The 16602-nt window shown below is 64.4% G+C and carries 12 protein-coding genes; 8 read left to right on the forward strand and 4 right to left on the reverse strand.

Features of this window, described 5'->3' with window-relative positions; translation table 11 throughout:
- The first annotated feature begins 287 nt into the window (after positions 1-287).
- Positions 288-3956: a vitamin B12-dependent ribonucleotide reductase gene (locus ACFMPD_RS04820; RefSeq protein ID WP_380992371.1), complete on the forward strand. Its 3669-nt coding sequence runs from the start codon at positions 288-290 to the stop codon at positions 3954-3956.
- A 585-nt stretch (positions 3957-4541) separates the two neighbouring features.
- On the forward strand, positions 4542-4772 hold the full coding sequence (locus ACFMPD_RS04825) for a hypothetical protein (RefSeq protein WP_380992373.1): 231 nt from the start codon (positions 4542-4544) through the stop codon (positions 4770-4772).
- 88 nt (positions 4773-4860) lie between these two features.
- Here the strand turns inward: ACFMPD_RS04825 and ACFMPD_RS04830 are convergent, their stop codons facing one another.
- A complete protein-coding gene (locus ACFMPD_RS04830; protein ID WP_380992375.1) occupies positions 4861-6411 on the reverse strand; it encodes a trimethylamine methyltransferase family protein in 1551 nt (516 codons plus the stop codon).
- Between the two features lie 413 nt (positions 6412-6824).
- Here ACFMPD_RS04830 and ACFMPD_RS04835 point away from each other — a divergent pair, with 413 nt between their 5' ends.
- The 4 genes from ACFMPD_RS04835 to ACFMPD_RS04850 all read left to right on the forward strand — a co-directional run bounded on the left by ACFMPD_RS04835 (position 6825) and on the right by ACFMPD_RS04850 (position 11638).
- Positions 6825-7358, forward strand: a complete 534-nt coding sequence (locus ACFMPD_RS04835; protein WP_380992377.1) for an outer membrane protein — start codon at positions 6825-6827, stop codon at positions 7356-7358.
- Positions 7359-7556: 198 nt separating this feature from the next.
- Entirely contained in the window at positions 7557-8963 is a 1407-nt protein-coding gene (gene cysS, locus ACFMPD_RS04840; RefSeq protein ID WP_380992379.1) for a cysteine--tRNA ligase, read from the forward strand.
- A gap of 298 nt (positions 8964-9261) precedes the next feature.
- Positions 9262-10878 (forward strand): citramalate synthase, encoded by a 1617-nt coding sequence (cimA, locus tag ACFMPD_RS04845; RefSeq protein WP_380992381.1) that lies wholly within the window; start codon positions 9262-9264, stop codon positions 10876-10878.
- Entirely contained in the window at positions 10862-11638 is a 777-nt protein-coding gene (locus ACFMPD_RS04850) for a squalene/phytoene synthase family protein (protein ID WP_380992383.1), read from the forward strand. Before cimA ends, ACFMPD_RS04850 begins: the two co-directional genes overlap by 17 nt.
- A 16-nt stretch (positions 11639-11654) precedes the next feature.
- On the opposite strand, the gene ACFMPD_RS04855 is transcribed toward ACFMPD_RS04850, so the two are convergent.
- On the reverse strand, positions 11655-12869 hold the full coding sequence (locus ACFMPD_RS04855; protein WP_380992385.1) for an MFS transporter: 1215 nt from the start codon (positions 12867-12869) through the stop codon (positions 11655-11657).
- 138 nt (positions 12870-13007) lie between these two features.
- On the opposite strand from ACFMPD_RS04855, the gene ACFMPD_RS04860 reads away from it, so the two are divergent.
- Positions 13008-13655, forward strand: a complete 648-nt coding sequence (locus ACFMPD_RS04860) for a DNA-3-methyladenine glycosylase family protein (protein ID WP_380992387.1) — start codon at positions 13008-13010, stop codon at positions 13653-13655.
- Between the two features lie 105 nt (positions 13656-13760).
- Entirely contained in the window at positions 13761-14426 is a 666-nt protein-coding gene (locus tag ACFMPD_RS04865) for an alpha/beta hydrolase (protein ID WP_380992389.1), read from the forward strand.
- Positions 14427-14444: 18 nt separating this feature from the next.
- On the opposite strand, the gene ACFMPD_RS04870 is transcribed toward ACFMPD_RS04865, so the two are convergent.
- Together ACFMPD_RS04870 and ACFMPD_RS04875 are read right to left on the reverse strand one after the other, a co-directional pair.
- Positions 14445-16016 (reverse strand): oleate hydratase, encoded by a 1572-nt coding sequence (locus ACFMPD_RS04870; RefSeq protein ID WP_380992391.1) that lies wholly within the window; start codon positions 16014-16016, stop codon positions 14445-14447.
- A gap of 138 nt (positions 16017-16154) precedes the next feature.
- Positions 16155-16586: a VOC family protein gene (locus ACFMPD_RS04875; RefSeq protein ID WP_380992393.1), complete on the reverse strand. Its 432-nt coding sequence runs from the start codon at positions 16584-16586 to the stop codon at positions 16155-16157.
- Between the last annotated feature and the right edge of the window lie 16 nt (positions 16587-16602).

Consider the following 16602-nt stretch of genomic DNA (forward strand, 5'->3'; position numbering starts at 1 on the left):
ACAAAAGCGTCAAAAATTGCGTTGACCAGTTAGGCATGGATACGCCAAATTGTGTGTGTCGGTGGCTGCACCACTAAATCTGGTAGGAATAGCCAGGGCAGCAACAGGGACGGAACGATATAAAACCCAACTGTATATCCGGAGCGCACGCCGGATCGGTCCCGCATATGGCGGGGCAACAGTGGGACTGTGTCCACCGCCCCGCGGACAAGAACAACGTGCCGGAACCGCGGCACAGGCCCGGCGGACGGGCGGACTGGAAATGCTGGAATACAGAGGCAGCGCACATGAAGATAGAACGCAAATTCACCACCGCCGGACAGGATGCCTATGCCGCGCTGGATTTCGTTTCGGCCACGTCGGAAATCCGCAACCCCGACGGCACGGTGGTGTTCCGGCTCGACAATGTCGAGGTGCCGTCCAGCTGGAGCCAGGTCGCCAGTGACGTGATCGCCCAGAAATACTTTCGCAAGGCCGGGGTACCGAGTCGCCTGAAAAAGGTGCGCGAAAAGAACGTGCCGGAATTTCTGTGGCGCTCGGTACCCGATGGGGACGATGTCGACCTGGGCGGCGAAACCTCGTCCAAGCAGGTCTTTGACCGCCTGGCCGGCGCCTGGGCCTATTGGGGCTGGAAAGGCGGCTATTTCAGCACCGAGGAAGATGCCCGCGCCTATTATGACGAGATGCGGTTCATGCTGGCGACCCAGCGCGCCGCGCCCAACAGCCCGCAATGGTTCAACACCGGCCTGCACTGGGCCTATGGCATCGACGGCCCGGCCCAGGGGCATCACTATGTGGATCACAAGACCGGCAAGCTGACCAAATCCACCAGCAGCTACGAGCACCCGCAGCCGCATGCCTGCTTTATCCAGGGCGTGCAGGACGATCTGGTGAATGACGGCGGCATCATGGACCTGTGGGTCCGCGAGGCGCGCCTGTTCAAATACGGCAGCGGCACCGGCACCAATTTCAGCCATTTGCGCGGCGAGGGCGAGGCCCTGTCGGGCGGCGGCAAGTCCAGCGGGTTGATGGGCTTTCTGAAAATCGGCGACCGCGCGGCCGGCGCCATCAAATCAGGCGGGACAACCCGTCGAGCAGCAAAGATGGTGATCGTCGACGCCGATCACCCGGATATCGAGGACTTTATCAACTGGAAGGTGCTGGAAGAACAGAAAGTCGCCAGCATCGTCGCCGGGTCCAAGATGCACGAGGCCAAGCTGAACGGGCTGTTCGCCGCGATCAAGGCCTGGGACGGCGCCGAGGCGGATGCCTATGACCCAAAGGTCAACGCCGCGCTGGGCACGGCGATCCGCGACGCCAAGCGCAACATGATCCCGGAAACCTATATCAAGCGGGTTCTGGATTACGCCAAGCAGGGCCATACCGGCATCGAGTTTCCGACCTATGACACCGACTGGGACTCCGAGGCCTATAACAGCGTCTCGGGGCAGAATTCCAACAACTCGATCCGGGTCACCAACGCGTTTCTGACGGCGGTGGAAAAGGATGCCGACTGGGAGCTGATCAACCGCGTCGACGGCAAGGTCGCCAAGGTGGTCAAGGCGCGCGACCTGTGGGAACAGGTGGGGCATGCAGCCTGGGCCTGTGCCGATCCCGGCATCCAGTACCACGATACCGTGAACGAATGGCATACCTGCCCCGAAGACGGCGCGATCCGCGGATCCAACCCCTGTTCCGAGTACATGTTCCTGGACGACACCGCCTGCAACCTGGCGTCGATGAACCTGCTGACCTTTCTCAAGGACGGACGGTTTCAGGCCGAGGATTTCATGCATGCCAGCCGCCTGTGGACCGTGACGCTGGAAATCAGCGTGATGATGGCGCAGTTCCCGTCCAAGGAAATCGCGCAGCTCAGCTATGATTTCCGCACCCTGGGTCTGGGCTATGCCAATATCGGCGGGCTCTTGATGAACATGGGCTATGGCTATGACAGCGACGAGGGCCGCGCCCTGTGCGGGGCGCTGACCGCGATCATGACCGGTGTGGCCTATGCCACATCCGCCGAGATGGCGGGCGAGCTGGGCGCCTTTGCCGGCTATGAACGCAACAGCGCCCACATGCTGCGCGTCATCCGCAACCATCGCAGTGCCGCCCGCGGCGCCACCGAGGGCTATGAGAAACTGGCCGTCAAACCGGTGCCGCTGGATCATGGCAACTGCCCGGATCCGCGTCTGGTCGATCTGGCGATGTCGGCCTGGGACGAGGCGCTGAGCCTGGGTGAGCGCCACGGCTATCGCAACGCGCAGGCCACGGTGATCGCGCCGACCGGCACGATCGGGCTGGTGATGGATTGCGACACCACCGGGATCGAACCGGATTTCGCGCTGGTCAAGTTCAAGAAGCTGGCCGGGGGCGGCTATTTCAAGATCATCAACCAGTCGGTGCCGGCGGCGCTGGAAACGCTGGGCTATGGCAGCGCACAGATCGAGGAAATCGTGTCCTATGCGGTCGGCCATGGCACCATCGGCAATGCGCCGGGCATCAACCACACCACGCTGGCCGGGCACGGCTTTGGTCCCAACGAACTGGCCAAGGTCGACGCCGCGCTGCAAAGCGCCTTTGACATCCGGTTCGTGTTCAACCAGTGGACGCTGGGCGCTGAATTCTGCCAGAACGTGCTGGGCATTCCGGCCGAAAAGCTGAGCGACCCCACCTTTGATCTGCTGCGGCATCTGGGGTTCTCGAAAAAGGACATCGAGGCGGCCAACGACCATGTCTGCGGAACCATGACGCTGGAAGGCGCGCCGTTCCTCAAGCCCGAACATTATTCGATTTTCGACTGCGCCAATCCCTGCGGCAAGAAGGGTCAGCGCTATCTCAGCGTCAACAGCCACATCACCATGATGGCCGCGGCCCAGTCGTTCATCTCGGGGGCGATCAGCAAGACCATCAACATGCCCAACGACGCCACCATCGAGGATTGCCAAAAGGCCTATGAACTCAGCTGGTCGCTGGGGGTCAAGGCGAACGCGCTCTATCGCGACGGCTCGAAACTGAGCCAGCCGCTGGCCGCGGCCCTGGTCGAGGATGACGACGAAGCCGCCGAAACGCTGGAAAGCGGATCGGTGCAGGAAAAGGCGACCGTGCTGGCCGAAAAGATCGTCGAAAAGGTTATCGTCAAGGAGATCGTCAAGAGCCACCGCGAAAAGATGCCCCAGCGGCGCAAGGGCTATACGCAAAAGGCCATTGTCGGCGGCCACAAGGTCTATCTGCGCACCGGCGAATACGAAGACGGAAATCTGGGCGAGATTTTCATCGACATGCACAAGGAAGGCGCGGGCTTTCGGGCGATGATGAACAATTTCGCCATCGCCGTCAGCGTCGGCCTGCAATATGGCGTGCCGCTCGAGGAATTCGTCGATGCCTTTACATTTACCAAATTCGAGCCGGCGGGCATGGTGCAGGGCAATGACAGCATCAAGAACGCCACCTCGATCCTGGACTATGTGTTCCGCGAACTGGCCGTCAGCTATCTGGACCGCACCGATCTGGCGCATGTCAAACCCGAGGGCGCGTCCTTTGACGATCTGGGCCGCGGCGAGGAAGAGGGCGTGTCCAATGTCAGCGAGATCAGCGAAACCGCGGCCAGCAAGTCGCTGGAGGTGTTAAAGCAGATCAGCTCGACCGGCTATCTGCGCAAGCGTCTGCCCCAGGAACTGGTGGTGCTGCAGGGCGGTCAGACCGTCGGGGCGGCCATGATGGACGGAACCAATGCCGTCGCGGACCTGCAGACCCTGGTGCCGGAAACCGCGACGATCAGCGCCACGACCACCACCGCGGTGGCCACCGGCACCGTGTCGCTGGATGCGCGCACCAAGGCGCGGATGCAGGGATACGAGGGCGAGGCCTGCGGCGAATGCGGCAACTATACGCTGGTCAGGAACGGCACCTGCATGAAATGCAACACCTGCGGCGCGACCAGCGGGTGTAGCTGAAGAGATCGCGTCCCACCGGACGCGTAGGGGTCCCGGCGCTGCCACACAGACCGGACCCCGACGAAACAACGAAGCAGGGCGAGATGTTGGCCCGCTTCATATCAATGGGGTGAGACTCCGCAGAAACCCTTGGTTTCCGCTCTGTCTCACGCCGCGGAAATCCGGCGGATTTCCACGGTACAAGGGGCGGGTGCGCTCGCTCTGGACGACGTTCAGGCCGCAGGCAAAAAAACACCGGGCGGTAAACTAGATGAGCCTGAACGGCGAAACTCAAACGGGGCGCTCTGGCGCCCCGTTCTTTCGTGCGCCGGCGACAATGCGCCGACCCCGAGTCGCCGCCGCGTGATCCCGGGATGCGGCGACCCGCCGCCGAAACCGGTAATGACCCGGCGGGGAAAGTGGCCGAGCGGATTTCCCCCCTGTTGCATCCGCGAGACCTCGCCCGAGTCGCGCGCCCCGGCAGGCGGGCTTTGGCGCGTGCCAGGGCGGATCGGCCCGGACTCTGGCGCCCGGCGGCAGGGCGGGTTCTGGTTCCCTGCGCTCCCATGAAAAAGGGAGCCGGACATCTGAACAGGAGAACACGACATGACACCGAAATTTCTGACCGCCCTGGCCATTCTGCTGCCGGTCACCGCCGTTGCCGCCTCGGGGATCGATGCCAATGGCGACGGGATGCTGACCCTGGACGAGGTACAGGCGGTGTTGCCGGACACCACAGCGGAAAGTTTCTCGGCGATGGATGCAAACGCCGACGGCGCGCTGGACCAGGACGAAGTAACCGCCGCCGAAGATGCGGGGCTGCTGCCGAAAACCTAGGGTACGGCCGAAAATCAAAGGAAAGGACGGGCAGGCCGCCGGCGTCCAGAGTCTCTCTGGGCGCCGGTATCCGTTGTCCCCCGCGCCCCTATGTCGGCAGGTGAATGTTGAAACGGGCCCGGATCATAGCATCCGTGGCGGCGTCGAACCGCGCGGCGGACCGCTGCGCCAGGATCGCGTCCTTGCGCGCGCTCGCCGCGGCGATCAGGTCGGGCTTGCCCCGTTCATCCCATTCCTTGGGCGACATCCGGTTGCCGAGCGCGGGATAGACATGATCCGCCTGCATCCGCCCCAGCGTCTGTTCGGTGCCCAGATAATGACCGGGCCCCGCCAAGCAGACGGCGCGGATCTGGTCCAGCGCCAGCGTGTCTTCGGTCACTTCGATGCCGCGCACGCAGCGCAGCGCCTGACCGATCAGATCATCCCCCAGGATCAGCGTTTCATGGCAGAACCCCAGCAGCGAGGCATGCATGCCGGCGGCCTCGTAGACCATGTTCAGACCCGACAGCCCGGCCATGACATTCGAGCACATCTGCTCCCAGCCGGCCTGCATGTCCGGCAGTTTCGAATCCGCGATCCCCGCCGCCGCGCCGCCGGGCAGACCATAATACCGGTGCATCCGCGCGCAGCCCGCCGTCAGCAGCGCCTGTTCGCCAGAGCCGCCGGTCATCGCCCCGCTGCGCAGGTCCAGCCCAAAGGGCCAGGTGCCGAATACCGCCGGGTGGCCCGGCTGCACGGCGTTGACATAGACCAGCCCGGCCAGACATTCAGCCACCGCCTGCACGATGGCGCCGGCGATGGTCGCCGGAGCGGTGGCGCCGGCCATGCCGGCCGACAGCAGCAGGACGGGCATGCCGCCCCGGATCACCTGCTCCATGACCTGACAGCTTTCGGTGGCGAATTTCATCGGCGGCACGACAAAGCAATTGGTGTTCGAGACAAAGGGCCGGGCCCGCCAGGCGTCCTCGCCGCCGGCGATCATGTGCAGCATGTCCAACCCGTGTTTGACGAAACCGGGTTCGGTAAAGGACACGCCGACATGCTTGGTGGTGCCCGAACAGCAGGCATAGATGGTGTTCAGGTCCATCTCGAGATTGTCCGGAATGTCGCGGCAGACCATGGGACGTTGCAGGAAATGGATATTGTCCAGCCGGTCGGCGATGCGCGCCGCGTCGTGCAGATCCTGCACGGTGGACTCGCGATAGCTGCGCCCGTCCGGCTCGACCATGTGAACGGCGGCGCCGGCCGTGCCGAAATGCACGCGCGTGCCGCTGAGGTCCAGATCATGCGCCGCGTCTCGTCCCATCAGGGTGATGGCCCGGTTGGCGCCCGCCAGGGTGTCCTCGACCAGCGCGCGGGGAAACCGGATGCGGCCATCCGCCCCCAGTATCGCACCGGCATCGATCAGGAGCCGGATGCCGCTTTCCGGCGCGTCGGCCAGCCCGATCTGCTCCAGCGCGTCCAGCGCGGTCTGATGTATCCGGGTGCAGTCCGTGTCGGTCAGCGCGCTGTAGGTGCCGCCGCTCAGGCCGGGCCGCACCGGGCGCAGGTGATCGGCCAGCGGTGCTGCACGGGCAGCGCGTCGCGCGGCGCGCCCGCCGCTGCGGCTGGGCGAGGGGGGATTGGGTCGGTCGTTCATGGGCGGTCTTCTCGTGTCAGGATGTCGGTTCTGGGGGACGTCAGCGCTGCCGCGGCCGCCCACGCGCGGCCAGCCCCCGACTGGCGCCGATGGTGCGCGAAACCAGGCATATCTTGCTCTGTTCAGCCTGCATGCCACCTCCTGTCAGGTTTCACTCTGCCCTGTCATCCGGGGCGATCTGTCTTGTTTGCGACCGGGTCGGCCCGTTTGCGTCGTCCGAGGCGGGATCGCGGGTCAGACCTGCCCACCTGCGGGGGAACGGTTTTTTGCACAAAGAATCGACTGTATCCACTTGATTTGAATCATCATATCAGCGTCTACTGACTGTCAGGATAGCTGTGCGCTTTGGGGGATGCGTGTTTCGGTCTGGCCGATTTCCGGCCGTGTATTGAACAGCAAGCGAGGACGGATCGATGAAAACCCTCTTATCGGCTGCTGCGCTGGCCACGATGGCGGCGACCTTGTCAGGCCCGTCTGCCCGGGCCGAGGACTGGACCGGCGGCTATGTCGGCGGACAGGCCGGTTACGCCAATGTCGATCCCTCGGACGGCAGCGGCGATGGCAGCGCTGCCACCTATGGCGTCAATGCGGGTTATGACTATGATTTCGGCGACTGGGTGCTGGGCGGCGAATTGGATTATGATCGTCTGAATGTCGATTTCGGCACAAACGGGGCGCTCAATGCCGATTACGTGACCCGCGCCAAGCTGCGTCTGGGGTATGATTTCGGAGACGTATTGGGGTATTTCGTGACCGGCCCGGCGCGTCTGAAATCGACATTGGGCAGCAAGACCGACGCCTTCTTCGGGGTCGGCATGTCCGTTCTGGCTTCGCCGCAATGGAGCCTTTCGGGGGAATATCTGTATCAGGATTTCAAGAGCGTCGGAGGCAGCGGGGTCGATGCCAAGCTGAACACCTTTACCTTGCGGGCCGCCTTTCGGTTCTGAGACACAAGTGCTGCAGCCCTGCGCGCTCCGGGGCCAAGGCTTGGCGCGCGCCGCGGGCTGTGCTAGAGCGGGCGCATGAACCGCATTCGCATCATTATCTGCTGCATTCCCTGCTGAACCATCCAGCGGGCCGGTTTCTGACGTTTTCTTCCATGGAACAAGTTGCTAAGCCCGCGCTGACTGCGTGAGGACCCTGACATGACGATCAAGCTGCACAACACACGGACGCGCCGCAAAGAGGAATTTGTTCCCATCGATGCGGACAATGTTCGGATGTATGTCTGCGGACCCACGGTCTATGACCGGGCGCATCTGGGCAATGCGCGACCCGTGGTGGTGTTCGATGTGCTTTATCGTTTGCTGCGCCATGTCTATGGCGCCGATCACGTCACCTATGTGCGCAACTTCACCGATGTCGATGACAAGATCAACGCGCGGGCCGCCGAGACCGGACGCCAGATCGCAGAGATCACCGCCGAAACGACCCAGTGGTTTCTGGACGACATGGGTGCACTGGGGGCTTTGCAGCCGACCCACATGCCACGCGCCACGCAGTATATTCCGCAGATGGTGGCGATGATCGAGGAATTGATCGCCAAGGGCCATGCCTATGCCGCCGAGGGGCATGTGCTGTTCGCGGTAGACAGCTGGCGCGCGCATTACGGAAAACTGTCGGGGCGCTCGGTCGATGACATGATCGCCGGGGCGCGGGTCGAGGTGGCGCCCTACAAGCGAAACCCGATGGATTTCGTGCTGTGGAAACCGTCATCCGACGATCTGCCGGGGTGGCCGTCGCCCTGGGGCCGGGGACGGCCCGGCTGGCATATCGAGTGCTCGGCCATGAGCCATGAATTGCTGGGCGAGTCGTTCGACATTCATGGCGGCGGCAACGACCTGATGTTCCCGCACCACGAGAACGAGATCGCCCAAAGCTGCTGCGCCCATCCCACGGGCGAATTCGCGCGGGTCTGGATGCATAACGAGATGCTGCAGGTCGAGGGCAAGAAGATGTCCAAGAGCCTGGGCAATTTCTTTACCGTGCGCGACCTGCTGGATCAGGGGATTCCGGGCGAGGTGATCCGGTTCGTGTTCCTGTCCACGCATTACCGCAAGCCGATGGACTGGACGGCGGCGAAGGCGGAGCAAGCCAGAAAACGATTGACCCGATGGTTTCGGAAAACGGACGGCGTCGAAGCATCTCCTACCGTTTCTGCAAGCGTCGAGGCTGCTCTGAAAAATGATCTCAATACCCATCTTGCACTGAGTGAAATGGACAAAATGGGGGCCAAACCGCTGAAAGCAGCGATGCGGTTTCTTGGTTTTCCGGACGCCGAAGACATCGACTGGTTTCGAGAGGAGACAGTAGAAAGGGTTGGCGTTTCCATGATTGGCGACGGCAATCTCAGCGCCGCCCAAGAGCTGCTGCACGAGGTGCTTTTGAAGTGGCAGGCCCTGCGCGACCGAAAAAATTACTCAGAGGCCGACCAAATCAAAGGGGCTTTGGAGGCAATGGGTGTGACGGTAAGGGCAACGGGGGATGGCCCGCAGGCGGCCCTTGACGAAAACAGTGTGTTGGATGCAGCAAAACTGGAGGCCCTGAAATGACCTTTTCACGGCATCGTCTTGCCTGGCGGCACGCCGGGCCGCGCCCAACCCTCCCCCCGGGAGGGCGCATGGGTGAGGCCTCGCGCCGAAGCCCCGTTTCGCCATGCGACGCCGACAATTCCTTCTTCGACAGTTGTATGCGCCCACCCAGGGTCGGGCGCGGCCCTTCCGTAGTGGCAAGATCCATCGTGCCCCCGGGGCGCCGCCCGTTCGGCCCTGAAACTGTCCACTGGACAGTTTCCAAGACGGGCCTCACCCCAGGCTCGGGCGCGGCCCTTTTCGCAGGAGGGTGCGCGACATGACCCGCGAACGCCTTTATCTCTACGACACCACCCTGCGCGACGGGCAGCAGACCCAGGGCGTGCAGTTCTCGACCGCCGAAAAGGTGCAGATCACCCAGGCGCTGGACGCACTGGGGGTGGACTATATCGAGGGCGGCTGGCCCGGCGCGAACCCGACCGACAGCGCCTTTTTCGAGGTGGCACCCCAGACCCGCGCGACCCTGACCGCCTTTGGCATGACCAAACGCGCCGGACGGTCTGCCGCCAATGACGAGGTTTTGGCGGCGGTGATGAATGCCGGCACCGACAGCGTCTGTCTGGTCGGCAAGTCGCATGACTATCACGTCGAGGCGGCGCTGGGGATCACGCTGGACGAGAACCTGGAAAATATCGGCGCCTCGGTCGCCCATATCGTCGCGCAGGGCCGCGAGGCTCTGTTTGACGCCGAGCATTTCTTTGACGGTTATCGCGACAACCCGGATTATGCGCTGGCCGCCTGTACCGCCGCCATGGAGGCCGGCGCGCGCTGGATCGTGTTGTGCGACACCAATGGCGGTGCGTTGCCCTCGCAGGTCGGCCGGGTCGTGACCGAGGTGATCGCCGCCGGCATCCCCGGCGACCGGCTGGGCATCCACACGCACAATGACACCGAGAACGCCGTCGCCTGTTCGCTGGCCGCGATCGAGGCCGGGGCGCGTCAGGTGCAGGGTACGCTGAACGGGCTGGGCGAGCGCTGCGGCAACGCCAATCTGACCTCGCTGATCCCGACGCTGCTGCTGAAAGAACCCTATGCCAGCCAGTTCGAGACCGGCGTCAGCCGCAAGGCGCTGACCGGGCTGACACGGATTTCCCGGATGCTGGATGACATCCTGAACCGGGTGCCGATGCGCCAGGCGCCCTATGTCGGGGCCAGCGCCTTTGCCCACAAGGCCGGGCTGCATGCCAGCGCCATCGTCAAGGACCCGTCGACCTATGAACATATCCCGCCCGAGCGGGTGGGCAATGCGCGTATCATCCCCATGTCCAACCAGGCCGGCCAGTCCAACCTGCGCAAGCGGCTGGCGGATGCCGGGCTGAAGGTGGCGGCCAAGGACCCGGCGCTGGGTCTCATTCTGGACCGGATCAAGGCGCGCGAGGATCAGGGCTATTCCTATGACACGGCGCAGGCCAGTTTCGAATTGCTGGCCCGCGAGGCGCTGGGGCAGTTGCCCGAGTATTTCGAGGTCAAGCGCTACAAGGTGACGGTCGAGCGGCGCAAGAACAAATACAACCGGGTGGTCAGCCTGTCCGAGGCCGTGGTCGTGGTCAAGGTCGATGGCGAAAAGCGCCTGTCGGTCAGCGAATCGATGGACGCCTCGGGCAGCGATCGCGGTCCGGTGAACGCGCTGAGCCGGGCGCTGGCCAAGGATCTCGGCCAGTATTCGGCGGTGCTCGAGGATATGCGGCTGGTCGATTTCAAGGTGCGGATCACCCAAGGCGGCACCGAGGCGGTGACCCGCGTGATTATCGACAGCGAGGACGGCAAGGGGCGGCGCTGGTCCACGGTAGGGGTCAGCCCGAACATCGTCGATGCCAGTTTCGAGGCCCTGCTGGACGCGATCCGCTGGAAACTGATCCGTGACGTTCAGCGCTGACCTGACCGCCTGCGCGGCGCTGGTGCAAAAGGCCGATCCCGACCGGTTTCTGGCGGCGATGGCGGCGCCGGTGGCGGCGCGGCGCGTGCTGTTTCCGGTCTATGCGCTGAACGTCGAGGTGGCGCGTGCGCCCTGGGTGACGCAGGAAAGCATGATCGCCGAGATGCGCCTGCAATGGTGGCGCGATGCGCTGGCCGAGATCGCCGCCGGCGGTCCGGTGCGGCGGCACGAGGTGGTTACGCCGCTGGCGTCGGTTCTGACGCCCGACCTGGCCGCGCAAGCCGATGAAATGATCGCGGTGCGCCGTTGGGACATCTATCGCGATCCGTTCGAGGATGCGGCGCATTTTGACCGCTATATCGACCAGAGCGCGGGCACCCTGATGTGGATCGCGGCGCGCACGTTGGGACCGGCCGAGGAAACCGTGGTGCGCGATTTCGCTTATGCCGCGGGGCTAGCCAACTGGCTGCGCGCCATTCCCGAGCTGGAGGCGCACAAGCGGGTGCCGCTGCTGGATGGCACGCCTGACGGGGTGCGGGCGCTGGCCGAACGGGGGCTGGCGCGACTGGCGCGGGCGCGCAGCCAGCGCGGCGCGGTCAGCCGGGCGGCGGCCCCGGCGCTGCTGGCGGGCTGGCAGGCCAGGCCGATCCTGCAGCAGGCGATGCGACAACCGGCGCGGGTCGCGGCGGGCGAACTGGGCACCAGCGAAGCCCGCAGGCGCGCCAGTCTGATGGCGCGGGCCGCGACAGGCCGCTGGTAGGATACGGCGAAAACCCCTAGGCGTTCTGTGCCCGCGGTTGCAGCATCAGCCACAACAGCGCACCGCCGGCCAGGAACAGGAAGGGCGCCATCGCCATGTTGACCGCGGTCCAGCCCTCGGTCGCGGTGCCCCCGGAACAGTTCATCAACCCGCCCGAAGCCAGCGAGGCGACGGTGACGCCGCCAAAGACCAGCAGATCGTTCAGCCCCTGCATGCGGCCGCGCTCGTGCGGTTCGTGGGCGCTGGCCAGCATGGTGGTGGCGCCGATGAACCCGAAATTCCAGCCCAGGCCCAGCAGGACCAGCGCGACAAAGAAGTTCTCCAGCGAGACACCGCTCAGGGCCACCGCGCCGGCGCCGGCCAGGATCACCAGCCCCAGCGCCACGATGCGCTCGACGCCAAAACGCGCGATCAGGTGACCGGTAAAGAACGAGGGCGCGAACATGGCCAGCACGTGGCTGCTGACCACGTCGGCGGCGTTGCCTTCGGTAAAGCCACAGCCGACCACGGCCAGCGGGGTCGAGGTCATGACCAGGTTCATCAGCGCATAGGATACCATGGCGCAGATCACCGCGACGGCGATGCGCGGGGTGGTGATCAACTGCCAGCGGCTGCGTCCGCGCGGCGCATCGATTGCCGGTGCGGCGGGTTTGGGAATGTCGAGAAACAGGAACAAAACCGCGCCAATCAGGTTGATCGCGATCACCGCCAGATAGGTGCCGATGAACGGGATCACAAAGGCGGTGCTGGTCGCCTTGACCAGTTGCGGACCGATGATCGCCGAGGCCAGCCCCCCGGCCATCACATAGGAAATCGCCTTGGGGCGAAAGGCATCCGACGCGGTATCAGCGGCGGCAAAGCGGTAAAAGCCTTGCGCGCTCATGTAGATGCCGGTTGCGAAACTGCCGACCAGAAAGATCGGAAAGGACCCCAGATACAACCCGTAGGCCCCGATGATCCCCCCCAGAGCACCGCCGAGCGCCCCAAAAAAGAACCCGGTGCGGCGACCAAATTTCTGCATGATCGCCGACACGGGTGTCGCCGACAGCATCGAACCCAACACGATCAGCGAAATCGGCAGCGTCGCCAGGCAGATATTGCTGGCCAGCGATTGCCCGGCCAGCCCGCCGATGGTGAAGATCATGGCCATCTGCGATCCCAAAAGCGCCTGGGCCGCCACCAGCACCCAGACATTGCGCCGGGCGCGTCTATCGTCGATCGGATCCGTCATGGGGGGGGGAGTATATTCAATAACCGCGATATACAAGCCGCTTGCAAGGCGCGGGTCCGGGGCTAGACTCGGCGGCATGGATCAAGGTTGCCAAACACCGACCCCGCTGCCGAATGCCGGCGGCATGGCCCAGGCGCGATGACGGCCGATCCAAAGATCGGGCGGGTCATCATCGGTGACGCCTGTATTGCCGAGGGGGCGGATTGGCTGGCGGCGCGTCAGCCGTTGTTTTCAGTCGCGCTGCAGAGCACCGGACCCTTGCCGCTGCGGCTACGCCCGGACGGGTTCGACCAGCTGCTGAGCGCCATCGTCAGCCAGCAGGTCAGCGTCGCCTCGGCGGACGCGATCTGGGGACGGATGCAGCAGGCCGGGCTGACCGATGCCGATGCGATTTTGCGGGCCGATGACGACGCGCTGCGGGCCGCCGGTCTCAGCCGGCAAAAGATGCGCTATGCCCGTGCGCTGGCGGAAGCACGGATCGACTATGCCGCGCTGCGCCGCCTGCCGACGCCGCAGGTGATCGCCACCTTGACCGAGGTGCCGGGCATCGGGGTCTGGACGGCGGAAATCTACGCCATGTTCAGCCTCGGGCGGGCCGATGTCTTTGCCGCCGGCGATCTGGCGCTGCAGGAATCCGCGCGGGTGCTGTTTGATCTGCCCGAGCGGCCGCGCGAGCGGGCGCTGCGGGACATGGCGGCCGACTGGTCGCCCTGGCGGTCGGTGGCGGCGCGGCTGTTGTGGGCGTATTACCGTCTGGTCACCGAAAGGCGCGGCATCTCGGACTGACCGGGGCAGCTTGTCCTTGGGCGGGGGGCATGGCAGAACCCTGCCAATTCGGCAACCCGTGCGCCGCCGCGCCGGGTCGCGCAATTTTCAGGGACAGGGGACAAGATGACACGAGTATTGAACGCAGGCCGCAAAGCGCCGAAATCCGGCACCACGCGGTCGATCGTGGTGTTTCTGCACGGCTATGGCGCCAATGGCGCCGATCTGCTGGGGCTGGCGGACCCGCTGGGCGAGCATCTGCCCGACACGCTGTTCGTGGCGCCGGACGCGCCGGAAACCATCCCCGGCATGCCCGGTGGCTATCAGTGGTTTCCGATCCCCTGGATCGACGGCTCCAGCGAAGAGGAGGCCATGCGCGGCATGGCCGCGGCGGTGGATGATCTGAACGCCTTTCTCGATGCGCTGATGGTGGACGAGGACGTGCTGCCCGAACAGGTGGTGCTGTTCGGTTTCTCTCAGGGCACGATGATGGCGCTGCATGTGGCCCCGCGCCGCGAGGATGCTGTGGCCGGGATCGTCGCCTTTTCCGGGCGTCTGATGTCGCCCGATACCCTGTCTGACGAGGCTGTCGTGCGCCCACCGGTTCTGTTGGTGCATGGCGATGTCGATGACGTGGTGCCACCGCAGTCGCTGCCCGAGGCGGCGCAGGCGCTGCAATCGGCCGGCTGGCAGGATGTCTATGCCCATGTCATGAAAGGCACCGGCCACGGCATCGCGCCTGACGGTCTGAGCGTTGCACTGGCCTTCATGCGCGACAAGCTGGGCCTTTGATTTGCGCCCCGGACCGGATCAGGCGCGCAGCAGCACCTTGGCGGCACGCAATAGAACCATGGGGTCGCGGTCGGTGCGCACCACCGGGATCGGCGCGCCCTTACCGGTCAGGGCGGCCACCGCTGCTCGGGCACTGCGCACCGAATATTCGACGGTGAACACCGTGTCGCGCGGCAGGTCCACGAACTGCCCCATCAGCGCGAAATTGCCAGCGCCGTCGGGCCGGGTCCGGGGGCGGTCACCGGGCCGGCGGGGCATGAACTGGCTGGTGATATAGGGCATTCGGCAGGGTACGACCCGTGCGCCTTTGAACCAGCCGCATTGTTCCGGCGTCAGGCGCAAGTGGCCGCACAACTCTGCGATGATCTCGTCGCCACTGGCCGCGAGCATCGGTTTGGCCACAAAATCGCCATTGCGATCGCCACGCAGCCCGTAACCCCAGAAGATCACCGATCCTTCGGGGGCCGCACGGAAATGCGGCTGTGCGAACATCACGAAAGACAGCAGCCAGGCGCTGTCCCGGATGGTGATCAGACCGCCGGTCCCGGTGGCGTTGCCGGTGAACTGTTCCAGATGGTCACGAAACGCGGGGTGGTCCATGGTGACGGTAAAAGATGACCATTGGGTTTTTCCAACGGCGCCGCAAAAGGTTTCGGGACGTCCGAACCCGTCATGCCGGCGCGCCAGATCCCGCCACAGGTCCCAGGACGGGTTTTTCGGGTTCTTCGACGGTGGGGCAAATTCGTTGGTTCCGTAGGTGCAGGCATCGGTCATCGAACCCAGTGTGACAAAGACCCGGTCCTGATTGCGCACGGCCACCCGGGTGCCGCCGTTCAGGTGGATCGCGCGCACGTTCCGTCCGGTGTTGTCGCCGTCAATGTCCAGACCGGTGACTTCGGTCGCCACGTCGATGCGCACGCCTTGCCCGGTGAGCCAGGTCACAAGCGGCGCGATCAGGCTGTCATATTGATTATAGCGGGTGCGCAGGACGCCCCGTATCCGGTGCAGGCCCGGAAACAGGTGCATGAACCTTTGCATGTAGCGCCGCATTTCGGCCACCGAATGCCAGGGCTGAAAGGAAAACATGCTGGACCACATGATCCAGAAATTGCCGTCAAAGAAATCGCGCTCAAACCACGCGCCGATGGTGCGTCCCGCCAACCGGATTTCGGGTGTCAGCAGCAAACGGTTAAGCGCGACAATATCCGCTGCCGACAGACCCAGCCGATCCATTTCGGCCTTTTTCCCATTTGCGATCAGACGACAGTTCGACGCCGCGCGGATTTCCCTGTTAAAGGCCATGATGTCCTGCGTGACCGAGGTTGCCGGATCATCCGCGCAAGGAATATGATCGAACAGGTCGAAAGTGTTGACAAAATTGGGCTCGAACATCCGTCCGCCCCGGGTGAGATACCCCCAGTTCTCTTCTCCGGACCCGTCCAGGGCGCCGCCCGGGCGGGGCTGGTCGTCAAAAATACGGATATGATCCCCCGGCACCTGTGCGTCACGGATCAGGTGAAAGGCGGCGGCCAGGGCCGCAATGCCGCCGCCGACCATGTAAGTCCTGCCTTGGGGTGATGATCCGGTCATTCAACATGCTCCCAATTTCCAAGGCAGATTGTACCAGCTTTGCCAGTGTGCGGCCTTGCGTTGGGACAAGTGTGGTTTGCCTGCAGGGATGCAGGGATCACCCGCTTCTGTCCGCGCGGGACCCGTCGAGCGGTCGGCCTAGTCCCACAACCAACCTTCGGCGAACTCGACCGAATTGCCCGCAGGATCGCGCACATAGAGCGAATGCGCGCCGTTGGGCCAGTCAAACTCGGCATCCACCGCAACGCCGGCAGCGGTCAGGCGGGCCCGCATCGCAGCGATGTCTTCGCGCGACAGGGCGAAACAGACATGGCCCGCGCCGCGCGCGCCGTGCGGCGGCACCGGCAGGCGCGGGTTGCGCCCCGGCCGTTCGGTGGCGTCGGGATTGAACAGCAGCAAGACCGCCGCGCCGATGCGAAGGAACACATGCCGCCCCGGCACGGTCTGAAAGGCGTGCAGCCCCAGCAGGTCCTGATAGAACCCGGTGGCGGCGTCCAGGTCATCGACATAGAGCGCGGTTTCCAGGATCGCGCCGGGCGCGGGTGCCGGGGGCAGAGGATCGTCCGTCATAGCCTGATCCTATCAG

Source organism: Sedimentitalea sediminis (assembly GCF_042687825.1).
GTDB lineage: Bacteria > Pseudomonadota > Alphaproteobacteria > Rhodobacterales > Rhodobacteraceae > Sedimentitalea.